Origin of the sequence: Brakhagea baltica (assembly GCF_052161605.1) — a bacterium.
Classification (GTDB): Bacteria; Planctomycetota; Planctomycetia; order Pirellulales; family Pirellulaceae; genus JBKCUI01.
The window spans coordinates 2,640,065-2,659,486 of record NZ_CP197409.1; the positions used below are offsets into that span (position 1 = coordinate 2,640,065).

Below are 19,422 nucleotides of genomic sequence, written 5' to 3' on the forward strand. Positions count from 1 at the left end.
CGTGAGAGACTTTATGGAGAAGGGGCAACCAGAACGCGGCACGCTTCAGCGCGTCTCAAGCTCAACCGATAACCCCGGATCGAGTACTCGGTGGGGTCCCCCATCGGAGCGCGACCAATGCAATGCACTTCTTCGCCATCTAGCAAACCGAGCTCCATGAGCCGGCTGGCAAGTGCATCGTCGCCGTCAATTTCTTGGATAATGGCCGCCTGACCAGGCTCCATATCCGATAATTTCCTGACGCCTTCACTCATGGTGAACCGACGGCAGCGACCGGCGATGTTGCGTTCGTCCCAGGCTCTGGGGCCACATAAATCTCAGTGTTTCGGTCGAGTCTCAAGCTCATTCGCTTGCCCTCAACACAGACCATGCAAGGACTCCCCGGACAGACCATTCTCAAGTTGCAACCCACCTGGATCCCAATTTCCTCAAGTCTTTTCAGCAAACAAGGGTCCCCATCCATCTCAACGATGACACCGCAATCGTCAGGCGACATTAGGTCTAGTGGAAGCATGATCGGTAGGTGGGGAGGTTTCAGGAATTTCGGGAGCTATCTCGTTTCATCGGCCACCGTAACTATAGAAACCAATCCGTTTGTTGAGAAGATGTCTCAATAAGAAAATCCGGAATAAAAACACCCTCAGTAGCGAAAAATGGCAAAAGGTGAGAAACGCCGGCTGAGCAGAAGTTCGTTGGTCCTTGGTAAGATTTTGGTCCATCGACTGCTGTTGATAGTAACCCGACGGATTTAGGGCCACTGGTCGGTGTTTAGCTCCGCGTCACCACCGGCTGGCTGACACCGATCGCCCATACGGACAGTCGGATTACGGTTCGTGGTACATTTCTGTTGTTTTCTATTCTTTCGCGCAAGATGACTAGGGTTGGTTGCGTCTACCATTCACGAGCTTTTCCTTGGCAAGTAGATTTTTCAAGAGTCCCCGCACATGCGTTCCCATTTTCCCGAAACCCGAGCCAGCCTCCTGCTGCGATTGCCAAACGCATCAGATATGCTGGCGTGGGAGGAGTTTGTGAAACTGTACGGCCCTTGCGTTTTACGCATCGTAACGCGTCATGGATTGCAGGCCGCCGATGCTGAGAATGTACTTCAGGAAGTACTGCTGCGAGTGGCCAAGTCGATCGATCTGTGGCTAAACCGATCAGACCGAGGCCGATTTCGACCTTGGCTCCTGAGTATTGCTAAGAACGAAACGGTAAGTTTGCTCACTCGCAAAGGGACGCGTCCTTTCGCATCGGCTGGGCTGTTGCAAGGAACCAGCCTGGAAAACCTACCCGATCCATCCAAGGAACTGCTCTCTGCCATCGATCTGGAGTACGAACGAGAAGTCTTTCTCTGGGCCGCAGAACAAATAAGAGAGATTGTCGCACCTCACACTTGGCAAGCATTCTGGCTCTCACATGTCGATGGTCTCCCGATTGAGGAAGTGGCCAAGCGATTGGGAACGCAACCATCCAACATCTATATCGCCCGGAGTCGGGTTATGAATCGCCTACGACAAATCGTTCAGCAGTTTGAGGCATCATGATGGACCTACCCAACTCAGCTTGCAATGAAGAACTCCTCAAGCAGCTACTCGCTAGCGACAACGACTTTGTTGATTCCACGCCTGGGGCTACAGGTGTTTTTGAGCATCTCGAGATTTGCCCCCGTTGCCAAGCAAAACTAAATGAATTGGCTGCTTCGGATATGCATTGGACCAAAGCGAAGAGTTGGCTTCAAGGGTGCCACTGCGATGGTGAGTTGCGAACGTCACATCACGGGACACCAGGATTCGAACAGGATGTATCGTGTACTGTTTGGTCTAAATCTATGGCTGAGCAATTGCTTTCCCCTCCATCCCATCCGGAGATGCTAGGTCGCATCGGACGATACGACGTAGAACGATTGATTGGATCCGGGGGAATGGGGATCGTCTTCAAGGCTTACGACTCCGATTTAAACCGGCCTGTGGCAATCAAAGTTTTAGCGCCGTATCTCGCGGGAAACGGTGCAGCACGTCAAAGATTTGCACGTGAAGCAAAGGCTGCTGCTGCCGTGGTTCACGAACATGTCGTTCCTATCCATAACGTTGAGGCCAATACGGTATCACCCTATTTGGTGATGCACTACGTAACTGGTGAGTCATTGCAATCACGCATTGACCGAAATGGCGCACTCGCAACCTGCGAGATTCTTCGCATCTCCATGCAGATAGCATCGGGATTAGCGGCAGCCCATGCTCACGGTCTGGTGCATCGAGACATCAAACCACCCAATATTCTGCTTGAACATGGAGTGGAGCGATCGCTGATAACAGATTTCGGTTTAGCTCGAACGGCCGACGATGCGAGCTTGACCAATACCGGAGTACATGCGGGAACACCACAATACATGTCGCCAGAGCAGGCCAAAGGGGAATCGCTAGATTCACGAAGCGATCTGTTCAGTCTCGGTTCCACGATGTACGCCATGTGTACAGGACGGGCCCCTTTTCGGGCCGATACAGCGTATGGGATTCTACGCAAAATTGTAGAGACCGAACCGCATCCGATTCGCGATCTAAATCCAAGCATCCCAGACTGGCTATGCAAAATTGTTGCAAGACTTATGCGCAAGGATGCGGATGCGAGAATCTCTTCTGCGAGAGAGTTAGCCGACTTACTGTCAGCATGCCTTGCCCACCTCCAAATGCCTCTCGAGAATCCGTTGCCAGAATCACTACATGATGCAAATCCAGTCTACTTCAGAGAGATTTTCAAACCGGTCGCAACTCGTTCGAACCGTTTGCTTCGAATTCTATTCCTGTTCGCTTGTTGTGTTTGCCTGGGGGGCATAGCATGGTTTCTTTGGACCGGATTTGCACAGAGCAAGCCAACAACACATGAGATTTTTAATGAGGAAACACGAGGAAATGGAAAAGAACCGGAATCTGTAAATCAAGAGGATGCCCGTCAGTCGGCCGGTATGGATCAATTGGTTATTCGATCCTTCAAAGAAGATGAAATTCTCGACAAGCTTGCTTCGACGATGATCGAACCGGCAATAGCTCTTCCCCTCAAAGATTTGGTTGCATTCATCGCCGTACAAATCGACGTCCCGTGTATATGGAACGGTCAGACGTTTTCAGATTCACTTGTAGATTTAGCAAAAGCGATCGATCTAGTGGGTGATCTATCCGCTCGTGAAGCACTTGCATTGGCTTGCGATTCGGTCGAGGCCGCATACATCGTTCGAGAAGACTCGATCGAGATATGCTCGCGTGAATACGCTCAGCACCATCCTGCGATTCGATTCTACGATCTCAAACACGTATTGCGATCAAGTGATTCAGCCAGATCTGTCGTCCACGCGGTCGAATCGATCATTGGCATGGGGGATGGAACGTCTACGACCAAAACACCTGTCAGCCTGCTCGGTTCTGTTTTAGTTGTACGTACGACGGAAACCAAACACGTGCTGATCGAGCAGTTGTTGTCGAAATTGGCGATATCATTCCATGCGGAATTCCGCACGGAGTAACTTTTTACTTCATCACGAAAGGGTAACTTATGAAACGACTATCTTTGGCTATGTTTATCGGGGCTATCTGCCTCGCGTTAGGTGGGCAATGGTTTGCCGCGGGGCAAGTGAGCGATCAACATTTGAAAGCGGTGGAGCAGCAGAAAGCGGATCGGGAGCGATTGCTAAATGAAATGATAGATCAGGGCCGGCCTTGGACTGCTGCCACAGGGCCGGCTCCGGCATGGCTGACCCGAGGCAGGCGACATTGTCAATCAATCGAACAGATTCGGGAACTTCTGGGACAGACGATAGATACTGAGGGTCTCCCGAATCTTCCTATTTCAGCCGTCTTGAGATTCGTCGGTGAAAGACTTTGCGATGAAAGACCTATACCGATACACTTTGATGAACTGGAAGTCCCCGAATATGCAGCCACAAAAGAAACCTTAGTGAGCATGCAATTTGCAGGGACTGCACGTTCCTTTCTAAATCTGTTGCTGGAGCCACGTGGTTTAGCCTACGTAATCCACGAAAGCGGAATTCTAGTTACAACGACTGAAAAAGCTCGATCTAAGCCCTCATTGGCCGTATATGACCTTTCGTTCGTAACCAGCGATTACAGCAATTTGAAATCGATCAGCTACACGATTAGTGCGATAATCGACAATGGCGATGATATCCTGTCGGGCTCTGCATTTCTTTCACAGATCATCGTCGTGGATAAATTGTTGGTAGTCTTTGCGACCGAACCGCAGCATGTCGAAATCGAATCCTTCCTAGCGAGACTTGCACCGATTGATAAGGCGAAGTCCGAACAAGAAATACAAAACCCAGATCCTGCCTTGAGAAAAGCTCCCAAAGACCCGTTCGCTGAAGGTATCGGTAGAGAACCGGACACATTTGGCTTCTGATCAACGCTGTAAATTCCGGCCTTGATCTTAATACGGGCGGACGAGATGGTTAGCAGCATTTAACGCTGATATTGGATGATTGCTCCGGCAGAGCTACAGGGGACTCAGCACTTTTTAATTAAAAGCCGTCCCCTCGTCGGGCGCGTTAGGTTCATTGTCGTTGACCGCTCCGTCGGTTCATTCTGCTTGAGCGTCGTGGCCATCGTAGCCCGAATCGATTCCAGGTCCACTTATCGCCTCTGTCATCATTTTGCCCTACATCATTCTGCCTATCCCCTGCCTCCGAAATTCACTTTGCTTTCCATGAGAGGAGTTCCGCCTGTCGCGACATATACGGCATCCCTATTACCGAAAAGCGTGAGAATCAGAAGCGAAGACCTTCAGCCCCCTCGACCGTCATTAAAAAATAGACTCGATTGTTCTCGGAGCATGGCTGGCACCAAGTTGTCCATTGTGACTAACCAAATTTTACCCAGTTTCTTCGGCATATTATGAAGGTCGCATCAAAATCCAGAATCCAATTCGAGAAATTCCTGCAGATTCTAGTAAGAATTACCGCCCAGCCGTGTGGTACTTGTTGGAGGAACCGCAATGACCAATTTTCCTGAAACTAGCGAAACGCTGATCGCCCGAGTGAAAAATCTCGGCGACGTCGATTCTTGGTCGGAATTTGTGGGCATTTACCAACCTACTATCTTGAGAATGGCGAAGAGGCGAGGATTGCAAGATGCCGATGCACTAGATGTTGCTCAGCAGATCCTAATATCCGTATCCCATTCGATTAGTAGTTGGTCCCCTGACTTAGATGCCCCCCCTTTTCGAGCTTGGTTGGTCACCATCGCACGAAACGCAATTACCAATGCGCTTTCGCGAAAACCAATCGACTCCGCTTGGGGAGGATCTTCCGTAATAAGTCAACTGAATTCGTTACCTGAACCATCCTCCATAGAAGAAACCAGAGCGGAGCTCTCTCGGGAAACGAGAAATCAAACAGTTCTATGGGCGGCCAATCAGATTCGAAATGAGTATAGCCCGTCTGTGTGGCAAGCCTTTTGGCTTACTGCCATAGAGGGGCAACCTATCGCCGAGGTCGCCAAAGTACTGAATTGCTCAACTGGTTCTATCTATGTCGCTCGATATCGTGTCGTAGCCAGGCTCAAAGAAAAAGTACACGAACTCACACAAGATTGGGAATAAAAAGGAATGACCATGATGATTGCCCCCATGTCTACTCAATGCCTCAACGAGGATCTTCTCAACAGACTCACAGAGGGTGTTTGTTCACCTGTCGAGATCGCTGCCTGCGAGGATCATGTTTCCCGCTGCCAACGCTGTCGCGAGCTTTTGGATGCTCGCACTACCGATCCCGCATGGAACAATCAATTCTTGCCCGCGTTTCACACAATCTCCGAGTCTGATTTTTGCGGTAGCGGAGATGGGATCATACAACAATCCGCTTTGAATCTACTTGGTCCCACAGATGATCCTAATATGCTTGGGCGAATTGGTGGCTATGAGATCGTTGCATTAATCGGAATGGGAGGCATGGGGATCGTCTTCAAAGGCTTCGATTCAACACTTGACCGATTTGTTGCGATAAAAGTCATGCATCCTCATCTAGCCGTATCAGGTGCTGCACGGCAACGATTTGAACGAGAGGGCCGTGCTGCGGCCGCAGTGATCAGCGACTTCGTATTACCCATTTTCGCTGTCTCGGAGTGGCAAGGTGTACCCTATTTGGTTATGCAATATTCAGCTGGCATGAATTTGCAAAAGCGATTGAATCTTCATGGACCGTTAAAGCTCTGTGAAGTCTTGCGGATTGCTATGCAAACCGCGCGTGGTTTGGCTGCTGCTCACTCACAGGGCCTAGTGCACCGTGACGTGAAACCATCCAATATCTTGCTAGATGGGAGTGTTGAACGCGCCGCTCTAACCGATTTCGGTCTCGCTCGTGCCGTAGACGACGCTTCCGTCACGACCACCGGATTAATCGCCGGAACTCCTCAGTACATGTCACCAGAACAAGCTCGAGGGGCGAGGGTCGATGCTTCGAGCGATTTGTTTAGTTTAGGGAGCACGATGTACGCCATGTGCACCGGACATTCACCCTTTCGTGCAGACTCGAGCTACGCTGTCCTACATCGTATCGTCGGAGACACTCCGCAGCCGATTCGTGAAATCAACACCGAGATACCCGATTGGCTCGAGCATATCATCACCAAGCTTCTATCGAAAGATCCGTGCACAAGATATGAATCTGCCGAACAGGTCGCAACCCTGCTTGAAAACTGTTTGGCCCACGTTCAGCAACCGACCACAAAATCGCTACCGGATATCTTACCAATCGATTCCACCCGCGAGAGACGATGGAAGCCTCTTGTGCCAGTCTTAATCGCACTAGGATTCCTAGGTCTCATCGTCGCAGGAATCCTCATCTCTTTGGAGTGGAATAAAGGAATTTTGGCTATTGAATGCGATGCTGACGATGTTCCCATTCGTATTATGCAGGATGAGAAGGTCGTAGACTCCTTGACCATATCACGAGCTGGCAAGTCGATTCGAATCGCTGCGGGGAATTATGTGGTCGAAATCGAACAGGGGTTCGAGAACGTAATCATCAATAACGGGCTAGTGACATTATCCCGAGGCGATAAACAAGTCGTAAGTATCCAAACCCAAACGAAAGATGATTTTAAGACAGCAAGCCATGATCTGAACGAACCACTGGGATATCAATCACCGACTCTCAATGAAGCGGATGACGCTTCGCAACGACTAGAGATAAATCCCTTTCAGAAGCTCTTTGATTCGATAGCGTCGGCCTGTGGGCAAGACAAACCCATGCCCATACCGACACAGTTGATCATTGACTGTATGGGCGATCCCCCGGAACGGGGAGCGTCTTTTAAAGCGTTGAGTGCAAAGCAATTTCTGTTCAAATCGATTCGAAATGTGCTTCGAACGGAACAGATTGATGGATCTATAAGCTACGAACTGGACGTGGATGGCGCGCGCTTCATCGAGGAATTCTTTTACTTGCTCACCGGCGACAAGGAAACCGTGGAAGCCGTATTGCATGGTATGGAGAAAGATACTGTGGGACCGATGATTGATCTACGAATGATAGCGGGGAAGTATATTGGTAAACGAGTGAAGCTTCATTGCAATTTTCAAAATGACGGATCGCTTGAATACCTAGTCGCAGTAGAGCTATCCGATAAGGACTTGTTCACGTCGAATCTTAGGAGGTTCTTTGAACGGGAGTCGAACTATCTGGCTAACGTTGAAAAGGATCTTTACGTGATATCAAGTCCGCGCATTGGGGCTCATCCAAAGGTAGACCGAACTGGAGTGACCGTTTACAAAAACAAACTCTATTGGGGATCACTCGACAGAGTGGAGTCAGTCCGTCGGTTCGAAACAGAATCTCCTGAGCATGACTTCGTGCGCTAGTGCCGTAGTTCATGATTAGCCCAACTCGTTTATCCCAAGCGCCGATAAGTGGCTGGCACCTACGGAAACTTTGCATGACTACCGGTCTACTATTCCAGAAGCCTTTCACCAGTGATTTCGCTCAACAACTGAAAGAAACCTTTCTTGCGTTCGCTGCTTGTTCCCCAGTTAACGGGTACGCTTTGATATCCCTCGTCAAAGCCTTCGTCCTTCATCCTGTAATCGAAATATCCCCAGCTCGCATACTCACGGACCGCCGCAGAAAAATTGTTCTCTGGCTTTTCAAAGTCAAAGTGATCGTCTTCGTTGAACAGGATTGGCATGGGGCGATAACCGTCTACCTTGCGTGTCTGCTGAACCATTTCCGTGATCCGCTTGGGCTCTTTGACTCCATTGCCATGCAGCAACAAAAAATCCGACGCCTTCACAACGTTTGGGCGTGGAATTGAGTTACCCCCATAACTTGTTGATACCAACAAGCGATGTCCGTTTACCGTACTGCGTTGCTTCACTCGTTCGATTAGCTCGTGTACCCGGTCCGGTTTCAATATCTCGTGGTCATAAGCATTCACGTTGCACTCGTTGTTCACTTCCACCAGGACGTTCGTGTATCCTTTGGCAATCAGCCAATCGATGGCTGCATCCACGCCAGCAATCACAGCCGCTTCGTCTTGTACCCGCTCGTCTTGTCCAAAGTAAAACAAACCTAAGATCACAACCATGCCTAGCTCGTCCGCTTTGTCGAGGACTTTGGTGAGCCTCGCCATCGTTTTTCCGTCTAACGTACCATCAGCATTGATGGCCGAATTGTGCCACGGCTGCGTCTTGGAATAACCCTCTGGACTACCCCCCTGTAGATTGAGCGTCACGGCTAACAAGCCCTGTTGTCGCCACTCGGGCATCATCGCTATAAACTCTGCCGTGTTGCGGTCAGCATCCCACAGCTTTGTGTCTGGGTAAGCCCATCGAGAGACCGTTTCTGGGTTTCGATCGTCAAAGGTGGCCTGAACCATGCGGCTATTCATCAAAAGCCCCTCCACTGGTTTACCGTTCCATATTCTCCCTGCGTAGGTCGGTTTGCCGTTGATGAAAAACTTTTCTCCATCAATCGAAACACGCGTTTTTCTCTGCTCTCGACCGGGTGCTCCAGCTAGTGCATCTTTATCCAGGTTTTCTTGAATCCATTTAGCAAGTGTACTGCTGCCCTGACCGTATCCGCCTGGCAAGGGGCGTAAGTCTCGTGTTTGCAAAGCAGGTGGATTTCCCCAATGTTCCGGAAAATTTTTTGCGGGTGGGTCGACCTGCGCGAACAGCGGGGAGTGGACGATTGCTAGTAACCACAATACAGAACAAAGGAGAGTTTTCATGAAGAGGCTCGTAGTCAATTTTGGGAAAGAAACACTGGGAAGGGTGAACAAACTGCGACGCTAGACTGATGATCTGAAAAGAGATCACAAGATGCTGGTCGTAAGCAGTTGGTGACTCCCTGATTCAATCTAACGAAAGCTACGCCATGAAACAACTAGAGCATATTCCTTCTGGAAACGCACCACGCGACATTTCAAGCTGCCTCGACCAAACCAGTCGGCTTTCGAGTGGGAAAGCTAAGAAGTGGCCCCCATTACTCGAACCACTTCAAAATCAACTACTTGGGGCAGAAAATGGGGGCGGGATAATTCCATAGGTTGATCGATCCTAGACTCCCGCTCAATTGGAGCGGAATATGCCACAACAGAGGCGAGTCCATGAGGCTGGCATCGTGTATCATGCAATCCATCAAAGGAATACTCAGTAAAAGATCTTTTAGCACGAAGACTCTGCAGTAACCGCACCCATTCTCTCTGCTATCACGGCCATTGCCAAACACGCTTCGAAGGCCACATCTACCAGTCTCGTTTTACAGTTTTCCGGTTATCGCTCTTTCCCCTCCTGAAGATTCCAATAGGTGAAAAATAGGGGGCGATAACTTGTTTTCCGCGATCGCAACAAGTTGGTTCCTCCCCACGTCGACGCCGATGTTGTCTTGTCATTTTTATCGCATAGAATGGAGGCAATGTAGACATTTAAGCCAATGAGCAAATTGCTTTAAAATCCAAGGCCGATGACGTGAATCAAGATAACCCATTTCCCGGCATGAATCCCTGGCTCGAATCGCACTGGGGGGATGTTCATACCAGGTTAACGACTTACGGTAGCGATCAGCTACAATCGCAATTACCTGCGGGTCTTCGGGCTCGTGTGGAGGAATACGTGACAGTCGAGTCGGATGATGATGCCGAAAGTCGGGCCAACCGTTTTGCTCCAGATGTGCGCATTGTGGAACGCCCAGACGCTCCCCTTTCCGGTGGGGGAACCGCGACGATTGCAGACGTGACTGAGCCTGTCATGGTGTCTCGCATGGTTGAGCCCGAAACGCTTCGTTACATTGCGATTGTCGATGCTGCCGATGGGCATAGGATAGTGACCGCGATCGAGTTTCTTAGCCTCACTAATAAGATCGCAGGCAAAGGCCGCGAACAATACTTCGCAAAACAAGAGAAGATGTTAGCCGGTCGAGTCAATCTGGTCGAAATCGATTTACTGCGAGAGGGTTCTTGGGTGCTGGCTGCTCCGAAAAGTGAAGTCCCCGCTGCTTGTCGTGCCCCATATCGCATCTGTGTTGTGCGAGGTGACCAGCAGCATCGCGCCGCCATGTATCCTGTTCCTTTGCAACAACCTCTTCCCACGATTCGCATTCCTTTGCGTCCTCAAGACCCCGATGTTCTGTTGCGGCTTCAACCGCTACTCGATATGTCTTACGCGAACGGTCGCTATCATGAGGATCTCGACTATCGGATCGATCCTACACCGCCTCTCGTAGGTCCAGATGCAACTTGGGCCGATCAGTTGCTTCGCGAGATAGGTCTGCGATAGAACACCGAGTCAATGATCGCTTACCATCTTGGGATCGTAGTTTGAGTTTTCCTCTTTGTTTGCTGGCTTCCTGGAGTGCTACCATAAAAGACGACGCTACATCCTCTATTGCAGAATCGATGTGGGATCGATTTCGACGATCAGCTCAAATTGATGCCGGCAATTGGCGAGATCCACAATACGATCTAGATGCGATTCGGCACGCCACACCGCAAGAGAAGGCAGAGATAGAACAGTTTTTGTGTGCTCGGGGGATTGGGCACCCGTGCGATGTTGAAGCCTTGGCGTTGCTTGATACCCCAAAGGCACGAGAAGTACTTCTGGCAGCGTTTCGCGAGGGCAAGGTCGAGATCCGTGCTGCCGTCGCTCACTTCGCTGCCAAGTTGATGGATAGTCACGAGCGCAAACGAGAATTACTCGATCGAATCGCTACCTGCGATGCTTATCGAGGTCTCAGTTTTACGCTTGAACAGATTCTCGCGGATCATCCTCAAGAAGTCATTGATGCTATGTTGCGACGAATTGTTCTCGATCCCGGGGTTGCTGCGGTCCACTTTGTCGCGTTGCTTTTCTTTCTTTCAGGGATCACAAACGAAGAGTTCGACTGGCAACATCGACCGTTCTTTCTGCGATTTAATCCGGGGGACGATTTAGACCGCAAGGCCGCGTTTCTTGAACTTTGCGAGAGAATCAACCAAGACTCGCGTCCTTATGACGAACTCTGGTCTCTACCAGATAGTACGACTTGATTAATTCCATATCCCTACTCTGGGAAGTCTTGCTTCATACATCCTATCGCTTTTTGTTCAACCATGCTTTCCACTATCCTTTGGCTAGTCATTGTTGCCGTACAAGCGGCACTCGCGATTATTCTGACACGCAACCTAGGGTTGAGCCTTGGTGTATTGGCTCAGACCGTAATTCTGATTGTATTCTCAGGGGTGGGGTGGTTGATACTGTATCGGCTAAGGTCCAACGAGATCACTTGGCAAAACCATGTCGTAGCAATCTTAATGCCATGGCCATCGATTGTAGGAGGAGGCACATTGACGGTTTTCGCGGTAAAGAATGCAATTGCTTCGATCGTTTTCTCATGGTTCGTCATAGCCATCGATCATTTCAAAGTGTTAAGTATTCCAAGCCACGATGCTGCTCTAGAAGCTCCCAGTTTTGGATCGAATCTTATCTTCTGGGGGACTGTGATTTGCTGGGGAGTCGCAGCTATCGCTTGGGTCTGGTTATTGCGATCTACCATAGCGAATCAGATGGATGTGTCTTCGACATTTCTAAGTCTGCGTCGCGTCGCCATCCCAATGTTGCTACCTCCGTTTATAGTCGTGGTAAGTATTGTTCTGAGAGTCAATGGTTACAAAGTTGCATCCCTTCTAGCAGTTGCAATACCACTACTTTTTGTGCTATTGCCCGTGTTCCTGATGCTCACGGTGGTTTTTTATCACTACGTGATCGGCAAGCCGATGCGTTGGAACTGATGCACATCAGGGCTAACTCACACATCGGGGCTTGCATCACTAGATCCACCCGCTGTTCGCGGATATCCCCGACGACTATCAAAAAGCGCATGGAATTTGAGGTTTCACGGCACTTCATGCGTGCCCGAAACAAAGGGGACGGGGGTCGTTTTGTGTGAGGAAGAAGAAAAGGTGCGACGCTCCATTGAAACTACCCCCGTCCCCTTTTTCCCGCCTCTGCCCCTTTGTTCCGTCCAGATGATAGTGGTTAGAAAGAATTGAGAAACCGAGAAGATCGATTTCCATGAATTTGGTGAGTTTCTTAAGTTCGATCTCCATCCGTGAAGTGCGAGCCATGAGAACCTCCGTTAGCATAGAAAAACAGGAAACTCGTCATAGTCGCCAAGTGTACCCTAGTCCCGTAAACCGAAAGAGATGCCGCGTCCCCCAATTGTCCGTTTTCATTTACCAAACGGTGCGATGTTGAGCTGCTGACGTTTCTGCCGGACTAAGCCGCTGCTACATCCGAGTTCAGCGGCAAGTTGAGCATCGGAAATCACACCCATCTTTTTGATCACGTCTTTCGTCCAGCGAAGGTCACTGCGACGCAGAGCAGGAATCCCTAGCTCCACTCGTTTGGACGCGACAAACTGATACGACAAACCAAGCTCCAGCGCCAATTCATCATCAGGAACTTTTCCCAAACGCTTTGGGTCTTTCGCCTTCCACGTGTAAGGACCTGCGGATTTGAAGGGCGGGATCCCCAACTCTTCACGTTTCTTCGCTACTCCCGTCTGAGAAATACCAAGCTCCCGAGCTAAATCGGTATCCAACATCGTTCCCAACTTTGCGATCTCAGTCTTGGACCAAGGTCGATCCTTGTGTCGGCATGGTGGAATCCCCAACAACTCGCGTTTATTCCGCACCGTCACTTGGTGATAACCCCACCGTCGAGCAAGGAATTGGTCGGGGAATTATCCTAATTGTTCGACTCGCGCCGCCGTCCAGCGAACTTTTTCTCGGCGGTCGAAGGGTGGGATTCCAAGAGTCACTCGACGGTGCCGCACTTGCATGGGCGGGATGTTCAATTCGCGAGCCACATCACCATCCGACTTGGTGCCAAGCAGTGCTTCTTCGTCTTTGGTCCAGTCATGAAGCGTGGAGCGTCGGTCCGTTTGCCGACTTTCGATTCGACTTTCAAATTGCGCCGCCGAGTATGAACGGAACGGATAGCAATCCCATACCGTTCGGCGACCACTCGGTCAGGCACAGTACCTATAAGAGCATCGATTTCCGCGGTCCAGTCCACATCGACGTATTTTTTTAGCGGCTGATTCATGTTAGTTCGTATGCGATTATGCTGAGGCGAAGTAGGATTTGTTCGTACCCTATTTTTACGTCCCTGGGTAGTTTCTCAAGAGCCTATGTGAAAGCCTGAACGAGGACAGGCCCGCGATTTCTAAGCCAGGAGCCAATCCTCGGTCAGACAAGGGAAACGCTACATAGCTGGCTTCGTCAATGAAGATCACATCTAAATCCTTCTCGATTTGCATTGCCACACTTTGGGCATGCGGTGCAACGTTTAGTTTCGCCAAAAATCAAGTATGTAAGGTACCAATTCCGGTTCGCGAGTATGCTCAGCTAACCAAACCGTTGCGTCGACATAGTTCGAGATAGACTCGACCGCCCCATCCAGCTTACACACATTAACAAGCGTTGGATGTCGACTACGGGAGGTGGCGATAAAGTTGGCTTGATTGGCTGTCATCGTACAAGGCATCTTCTCTTTTTCTAACCATTCACGACCGAACTCTATGAGCAGTCGATCACATGAGTGAATCGCGTCACCAATTGTTCGAGCATTAGGTCCACCCGGGTGAGCCGCTGTAACACTCGCTCCGATTGAACCAAGCGACCAAACACCACGCGGATCGACGGGAGAAAGTCCGATTCGAACCTCCTCGACGGCGATCAAGTTCGATGTTCCATTCGCGATTTCTGCTAAACGTATGAATTCGTTAAAACCACCAATGCCACTCCCACGAATTCGACTTGCAGCGCCCATAATATCAGGTGAATCCGATTGAAAACCAGCTAGACAATTGGGGTGGTGCCGGAAACAAGGTGTGTTTACGCCCATATTCATGGAATAGTTTCCTCGTTCATACTTTTGTCCTGATAGACCAGAAACAAGCCCACGGTCATAGGGCCCAGTATACGTATCGCTAGGGCACAGAAACGATGGAACACGAGTCTCTCGGACCAGCCGATTCGAAGCATGGCTCAAGCTCAATCTCGGATCGAATGAGTTAGCCAAAGGCAGTTGATCGAGATAGGATAGAATTGCGACCAGCCAATTGCCTTGCAATCGATCGAGACTTATCGAATTCCCAAGAGCGATGTGGTCCAATGTTCCGATCGGAAATACACCTCCACCTAACGGTTCTCCTTTACCTCCCCAAGTCATAGCAGATGGAATTCGGCGATAGGCGGCCTCGTAAGCGTTGATCGCAATGCCTATTTGCTTCAGATTGTTTTGGCATTGAATTCTTCTCGCAGCTTCTCTGGCTGACTGAACCGCAGGAACGAGCAATACGACGAGAAGTGAAATACATGCGATAACCACAAGTAGTTCTATAACCGTAAAGCCACGATGCTCTCTACCACGAAACTGACTAAGCCCTACAATCCAATTGAAGTAATCACGCATTCTTCAGCCTTAGCCCTTTTTCGAACTTGACCACTAGGATCGATTTCGACAAACCCAAACTGATAGATTCGTTGAGGTTATTACAAAAAAACAACTCCCAACTTTGAGCCCCAGCCCACAACTCGTCTTTATGGATCATTTCCCCAGCCCCTATATACGTTGATACTTCCTCCACATAATCCAGGAAGCGAAACACACCGCGCATGTAATCGCCAGAGCAAGGTACAGCCAACTTCTGCTATTTTCAAATCGCGGCTCACTTAGTCCATAGTAACTTAATTTGAATATCGCATCGTCCGGTCTAGAATCTTTCACGAAAATTGTCCACTTGTTGGTAGCCCGAGCGCCTTTTGAATCGACATCGCTTTGAACTACCGATACAGCTAGCGGGAATCCGTCGCTTAGCAACTTCAGGGTGTTTTGACACCGAAGATCATGTCGCACTTTATCTTTACCCTCAATGGTCTTGGTCTCAAACTCAACAATTCCCCAAGATTGACTCGGATCACAAACAAAAAACGATGGTTCGACAATGACAGGGTACTCTCCCTGCCCATTGTATTCGTATTGAAAATCGACACGAACCAGTCCCTGATCTTGTTTCTCAATGCCGATGAGTCGAAAGTCCTGATTATTGATGAGATCTCGAAGGGGCATGCTGAACAACGTAACCCCGGAATGGATCGCTTGAAGCGGCTCGCTTAATCTCTTTTGATCCTGCAGGATCTTCTGGCCAGCTTCCGTCCCAAGCGACTCAATCGCGACCAAAGCGAACTTTCCCTTTTTCTCCGTTAGGCCAAACAAGTAGCGGTCGTTTACGATTCGAAGAGTCGCGGAATTGCCGGACTTAGAAAGCTCCTTCAGCCGGAACTTCGATCCGGCAATCTCCACTTCGTATCGTGCAGAATGCTGCGATGTCGAACTTCGCGAGGCAGCCCCGCCAAAGGATACAGCGACATCAATAGATACCATCAGTTCGCCGGTAAACGCTGTTGGCATTCGACCGACAGCTCTCCTGAACTCATTCTCTAATACTGGGTCTGTAAAGGATGGTGATGCAGGCGTGGGTAAGAGCACAAAAACCAACAGCAACAACAGCGTTAGCGGTAACGTAAACCTGCGTGTCATGATAGTGCTACAGCTAATCGTGAATAATAAACGTGGATTCAATGAACAGAGCGAGGGCAACGATGAAGATAACACCTAAGACTATCTCGCGTTTCGTAGTCGCACTTTGAAAAACCGGAGCGGCAGTTGAGTTGCGGGAATCTGCAATACTCACCCCCTTGGGATGGCAACCTGAGAGAGAACCGACTAAGAAGAACCATCCTGCTACGAAACCGCAAGCCATGGTTTGTGGTTTGCGAATTCAGCGACGTTCTACATTGAGGACTATCGATGCTGGTTTAAATCTAAGTAAGCGAGATGAGAGCAGATTCGAAAATCTGTGTCAAGAAAATTTTAAAAGTTTTTGAAATCCCCTTTAACGCGGGCGGCGGAGGGCGATCAAAGGGGGCGGGGGTAGTTTTGTGTGAGGAAGAAGAAAAGACGCGATGCTCCCTTGAAACCACCACAGTCCCCTTTGTTTCGTCCACGCGACTAGTCGAACTAGCTATCTTTTTTTCGATCCACTTTCTGACCATTCTCATAGTGAGCAACGAACTGAAAAGGCTTGTTCAAATCCTCGTTGCTATAGACGATGACATAAGGCAGCTTTTGGACGGCTCGTTGTAGATTCGCTTGAGTTCGAGCGAATCTCGCGCGTAGCTTTTCATCTGGAACGTCATGTCCGCCCTGGCACGCTCGCATGGTCACCCGCTTGATCGACTCGTCAGAGCTTTCAATGCGGATGAAGATTAGAACGACCGTGTAACCGAGCGCCGCGTACGAGGCGAGTTGGTCTACTTTCTCGCCAACAGGATCGGACAATACCGTTTCAAAGATAAAGCTCTCTCGGTGGCTCACCAGTTCCCTTCGAAGCGACGCTGCAAATTCGGCTGCGTCGTAGGGCGGCAAGCCAAGCGATGCGGATAATTCATCGGCGTTGATAAAACGCAGGCCGCTATCGCCTAAGTAACTTTCATAGAAAGTTGACTTGCCAGCGCCGTTGGAGCCGGCCAACGCGATGATAATCGGTCGCCGATCAAGAAAGTCAAATGTCAAGCTCAATTCGGAACCTCGACCGCGGTAAACTCACGACCAACAAAGCGACCGATCGTTTCGGTTCCGTTTTCTTCCAAGCGGCAAATCAGTTCGGGGTGACCGACTACTGGTTTGAAATGCGGATAGGGACGCTTCTTCAAGACGGCTTCAAGACGCTTGCGACCCTTCAAAGTCTCGACTTCCGCGAGAAGCTCTGATAACGGTCGCTCCCCTCCTGCCATCTGAAGCGATAACGCTCGGTCGCCCCGAAGCAGCGGCTCGATCGATTTCCCGAGCCCTGCCCAGAACTCAATTTGACCTGCAATACTCCGCTGCGAAAACGGCACGACAGCACGAGCGTCATCGACCAATTCGTCCGAGAGTTTAACCGGTTGACCCATAATAAAATCCTCCACTTCAATGGTAGCATTTGGCTACCCGCAAGTCCAGTTCGTACCTGTTGCGATCGCGAAGTTTGAGTATGGCATCTTCCGATCATCGCAAAAACATTCGAAAATCCACCCTCCGGGGGGTGAAGTGTGTTAGTCGTACTGTCAGCGTGAGCCAGCGAAAATTTGAGCCAAGAACGTGGCCCAAGATGCCTGACACTTCCTTTTTGGAAGCGACGTTAATTCCAACTCTGATTCGAGTGCAGCCGCTTCCAGCTCAGTATGACGACAACAATGGACTAAGGTTTGTTCCGTTCGAATTCGAACCGGCAAATGATATGGAGGGAAAACAAAGGGGACGAGAGGGGACGCGGGTAGTTTGGTGTGAGGAAGAAGAAAAGGGGCGACGCTCCCCTGAAAACACCCCCCGTCCCTTTTGTTCGTCCTTGGGGTGATTCGAAAAAACTCTACGGTAGCCAGGGGCAGTCCGCTTTTTTGTTCGAGGCGAGAGCGATTCTTGGCCCAGTTTTGGGCAGTTGAGCGAGGGACGGTGTTGTCGCGAGCGGCTTGATTGAGCAACTTGCCATTTTTTAGATCCAGTCGGATCGATTCCAGACGAAGAGAAATTTCGCTGCGATCCCATCGAAGTTGTTTCGCATTGGAAGGGATGTTGGTAGATTGAGCGCTGTCCATGCTTGAAGCTCCTGAGGATTGTTTTGTTCCACTCCATTGGAGCTTCAGGCTGGGCATTTTGCCAAACCGATTTTCAGAAAAAACGCATCAAGACATTGGCTAGAATTTCCGGTGCCCCAGCTTAAGCTCGAAGCCGGTTTTAGATGTTCCGATTCACGTGGGCCATGTAGGAGAAGAAGACGAATGACGAGACGACTGCCTGTGAGATTGTTAACAAGTTTCGTACTGAGTTGGCTCTTTGTTGCATTACATTTTAACCGTTCCTGTTTTGTATTCGCTGACGAATTTGATGCTCTTTTTGACGATTTTTTTCTTGAGAAATCGATGATTGATGATGGGTTTAGTGTTTGGATCGAAAAGACGATTCTTGCCGATGAAGGTCCAGAGTCAGTTGTTGCGACCGCCCGTTACCAACGGTTTTCAGCGAAGCAGGGAGCTAGAATTCAGCGAATTGATGGAATTGCACTTGATCTTTTCAATGAGAACGAAGGAAAGAATGCAAACATTGAGCATCAGCTTGTAGATTTCGACAACAGTAAATCACTTTATTACAACAGGACGCATATCGGTAGCTCTGTTGTTAATCAAGAAGTCCGGGGGGGGAAAGTTTTGCGTGCAACTTTCACAAGACGAAAGCACCCATTTGAACTAACGATCACTAACGGGACCGGTAGTCAAACGGAGTCACAAACAGGTATAGCTTATCACAAGTCGGTTAAGATAATTGAGGAAAGTCGAGATCATTTAGGCCAACGTATTGTTTTAGCAACTCCGGGGCCTCTAGGTGCTTACCAGGTCAAATTTCACAAGGATTTTCATTGGTGCCCGATAGAAATTAAATTCTATAGTAATCCCAGGGAGGATCGTTCTAAGTCGCCGTCTACTCCCGACGAAGTCCGCAAATGGGACCACTACGCCACAATACAGTCAAAATGGATTGAAATTAAAGAACATAAATTCATCGTCCCAGAAAAGGTTACGGTCAGTTCGAGTGATGGGTTGACCGAAGAGAAGGAGTTTCGTTTTGTCGATTGGAAGTTCGGGAAGGAGGTTGATGAATCGCTTTTTGATCAGTCGCGTTTTGTGCCCGGTGAGCTTGATGGTAGCATTGACTTTTCGTCGATTCGAAAGAAGTTTGAAGGGCTTTCCAAATAGTTTTTATGGAGAATGAGTTGTAAAAAGAACGTTTTTCGGTTTATTGATTCTCGTGTTTTTTTATTCGACACCAATATTTGCACAG

General features: G+C 49.5%; 20 protein-coding genes. 10 read left to right on the top strand and 10 right to left on the bottom strand.

Going from position 1 to position 19,422, the window contains the following annotated elements; translation table 11 throughout:
- Positions 1-11 precede the first annotated feature (11 nt).
- Positions 12-254, bottom strand: a complete 243-nt coding sequence (locus SH449x_RS09710; protein ID WP_482381139.1) for a FeoA family protein — start codon at positions 252-254, stop codon at positions 12-14.
- Entirely contained in the window at positions 251-514 is a 264-nt protein-coding gene (locus SH449x_RS09715) for a FeoA family protein (RefSeq protein ID WP_482381140.1), read from the bottom strand. The genes SH449x_RS09710 and SH449x_RS09715 overlap by 4 nt, the downstream gene beginning before the upstream one ends.
- A 430-nt stretch (positions 515-944) precedes the next feature.
- Here SH449x_RS09715 and SH449x_RS09720 point away from each other — a divergent pair, with 430 nt between their 5' ends.
- The 5 genes from SH449x_RS09720 (at position 945) to SH449x_RS09740 (ending at position 7,866) form a co-directional block, all read left to right on the top strand.
- Positions 945-1,544: an RNA polymerase sigma factor gene (locus SH449x_RS09720; protein WP_482381141.1), complete on the top strand. Its 600-nt coding sequence runs from the start codon at positions 945-947 to the stop codon at positions 1,542-1,544.
- Complete coding sequence (locus tag SH449x_RS09725; protein ID WP_482381142.1) at positions 1,541-3,517, top strand: serine/threonine-protein kinase; 1,977 nt, start codon at positions 1,541-1,543, stop codon at positions 3,515-3,517. Before SH449x_RS09720 ends, SH449x_RS09725 begins: the two co-directional genes overlap by 4 nt.
- Positions 3,518-3,546: 29 nt before the next feature.
- Complete coding sequence (locus SH449x_RS09730; protein WP_482381143.1) at positions 3,547-4,410, top strand: hypothetical protein; 864 nt, start codon at positions 3,547-3,549, stop codon at positions 4,408-4,410.
- Between the two features lie 591 nt (positions 4,411-5,001).
- Entirely contained in the window at positions 5,002-5,607 is a 606-nt protein-coding gene (locus SH449x_RS09735) for an RNA polymerase sigma factor (protein WP_482381144.1), read from the top strand.
- 12 nt (positions 5,608-5,619) lie between these two features.
- Entirely contained in the window at positions 5,620-7,866 is a 2,247-nt protein-coding gene (locus tag SH449x_RS09740) for a serine/threonine protein kinase (RefSeq protein WP_482381145.1), read from the top strand.
- A gap of 89 nt (positions 7,867-7,955) precedes the next feature.
- Here SH449x_RS09740 and SH449x_RS09745 read toward each other — a convergent pair whose 3' ends face one another.
- On the bottom strand, positions 7,956-9,233 hold the full coding sequence (locus tag SH449x_RS09745; protein ID WP_482381146.1) for a hypothetical protein: 1,278 nt from the start codon (positions 9,231-9,233) through the stop codon (positions 7,956-7,958).
- A gap of 739 nt (positions 9,234-9,972) precedes the next feature.
- Between SH449x_RS09745 and SH449x_RS09750 the strand changes: the two genes are divergently transcribed.
- The 3 genes from SH449x_RS09750 (at position 9,973) to SH449x_RS09760 (ending at position 12,269) form a co-directional block, all read left to right on the top strand.
- Complete coding sequence (locus SH449x_RS09750; protein WP_482381147.1) at positions 9,973-10,779, top strand: DUF4058 family protein; 807 nt, start codon at positions 9,973-9,975, stop codon at positions 10,777-10,779.
- A gap of 41 nt (positions 10,780-10,820) precedes the next feature.
- Complete coding sequence (locus tag SH449x_RS09755) at positions 10,821-11,528, top strand: hypothetical protein (protein WP_482381148.1); 708 nt, start codon at positions 10,821-10,823, stop codon at positions 11,526-11,528.
- A gap of 63 nt (positions 11,529-11,591) precedes the next feature.
- On the top strand, positions 11,592-12,269 hold the full coding sequence (locus tag SH449x_RS09760; protein WP_482381149.1) for a hypothetical protein: 678 nt from the start codon (positions 11,592-11,594) through the stop codon (positions 12,267-12,269).
- 440 nt (positions 12,270-12,709) lie between these two features.
- Here SH449x_RS09760 and SH449x_RS09765 read toward each other — a convergent pair whose 3' ends face one another.
- The 7 genes from SH449x_RS09765 to SH449x_RS09795 form a co-directional block, all read right to left on the bottom strand.
- Positions 12,710-13,174, bottom strand: coding sequence for a hypothetical protein (locus tag SH449x_RS09765; RefSeq protein WP_482381150.1), 465 nt, complete (start codon positions 13,172-13,174; stop codon positions 12,710-12,712).
- 158 nt (positions 13,175-13,332) lie between these two features.
- The gene (locus SH449x_RS09770; protein ID WP_482381151.1) at positions 13,333-13,587 is read right to left on the bottom strand and encodes a hypothetical protein; all 255 of its coding nucleotides are present in this window, start codon (positions 13,585-13,587) and stop codon (positions 13,333-13,335) included.
- A gap of 243 nt (positions 13,588-13,830) precedes the next feature.
- Positions 13,831-14,958 carry a DUF1559 family PulG-like putative transporter gene (locus tag SH449x_RS09775; protein ID WP_482381152.1) on the bottom strand — a complete coding sequence of 376 codons (1,128 nt, stop codon included), beginning with the start codon at positions 14,956-14,958 and terminating at the stop codon, positions 13,831-13,833.
- Between the two features lie 150 nt (positions 14,959-15,108).
- Complete coding sequence (locus SH449x_RS09780) at positions 15,109-16,086, bottom strand: hypothetical protein (protein WP_482381153.1); 978 nt, start codon at positions 16,084-16,086, stop codon at positions 15,109-15,111.
- Between the two features lie 13 nt (positions 16,087-16,099).
- Positions 16,100-16,309 (bottom strand): hypothetical protein, encoded by a 210-nt coding sequence (locus SH449x_RS09785; RefSeq protein WP_482381154.1) that lies wholly within the window; start codon positions 16,307-16,309, stop codon positions 16,100-16,102.
- Positions 16,310-16,566: 257 nt separating this feature from the next.
- On the bottom strand, positions 16,567-17,127 hold the full coding sequence (locus tag SH449x_RS09790; protein ID WP_482381155.1) for an ATPase: 561 nt from the start codon (positions 17,125-17,127) through the stop codon (positions 16,567-16,569).
- Positions 17,124-17,501, bottom strand: coding sequence for a TA system antitoxin ParD family protein (locus tag SH449x_RS09795; RefSeq protein WP_482381156.1), 378 nt, complete (start codon positions 17,499-17,501; stop codon positions 17,124-17,126). The genes SH449x_RS09790 and SH449x_RS09795 overlap by 4 nt, the downstream gene beginning before the upstream one ends.
- A gap of 158 nt (positions 17,502-17,659) precedes the next feature.
- Between SH449x_RS09795 and SH449x_RS09800 the strand changes: the two genes are divergently transcribed.
- Both SH449x_RS09800 and SH449x_RS09805 read left to right on the top strand, forming a co-directional pair.
- Complete coding sequence (locus SH449x_RS09800) at positions 17,660-17,944, top strand: hypothetical protein (RefSeq protein WP_482381157.1); 285 nt, start codon at positions 17,660-17,662, stop codon at positions 17,942-17,944.
- A gap of 439 nt (positions 17,945-18,383) precedes the next feature.
- On the top strand, positions 18,384-19,337 hold the full coding sequence (locus SH449x_RS09805; protein WP_482381158.1) for a hypothetical protein: 954 nt from the start codon (positions 18,384-18,386) through the stop codon (positions 19,335-19,337).
- Positions 19,338-19,422: the final 85 nt, after the last annotated feature.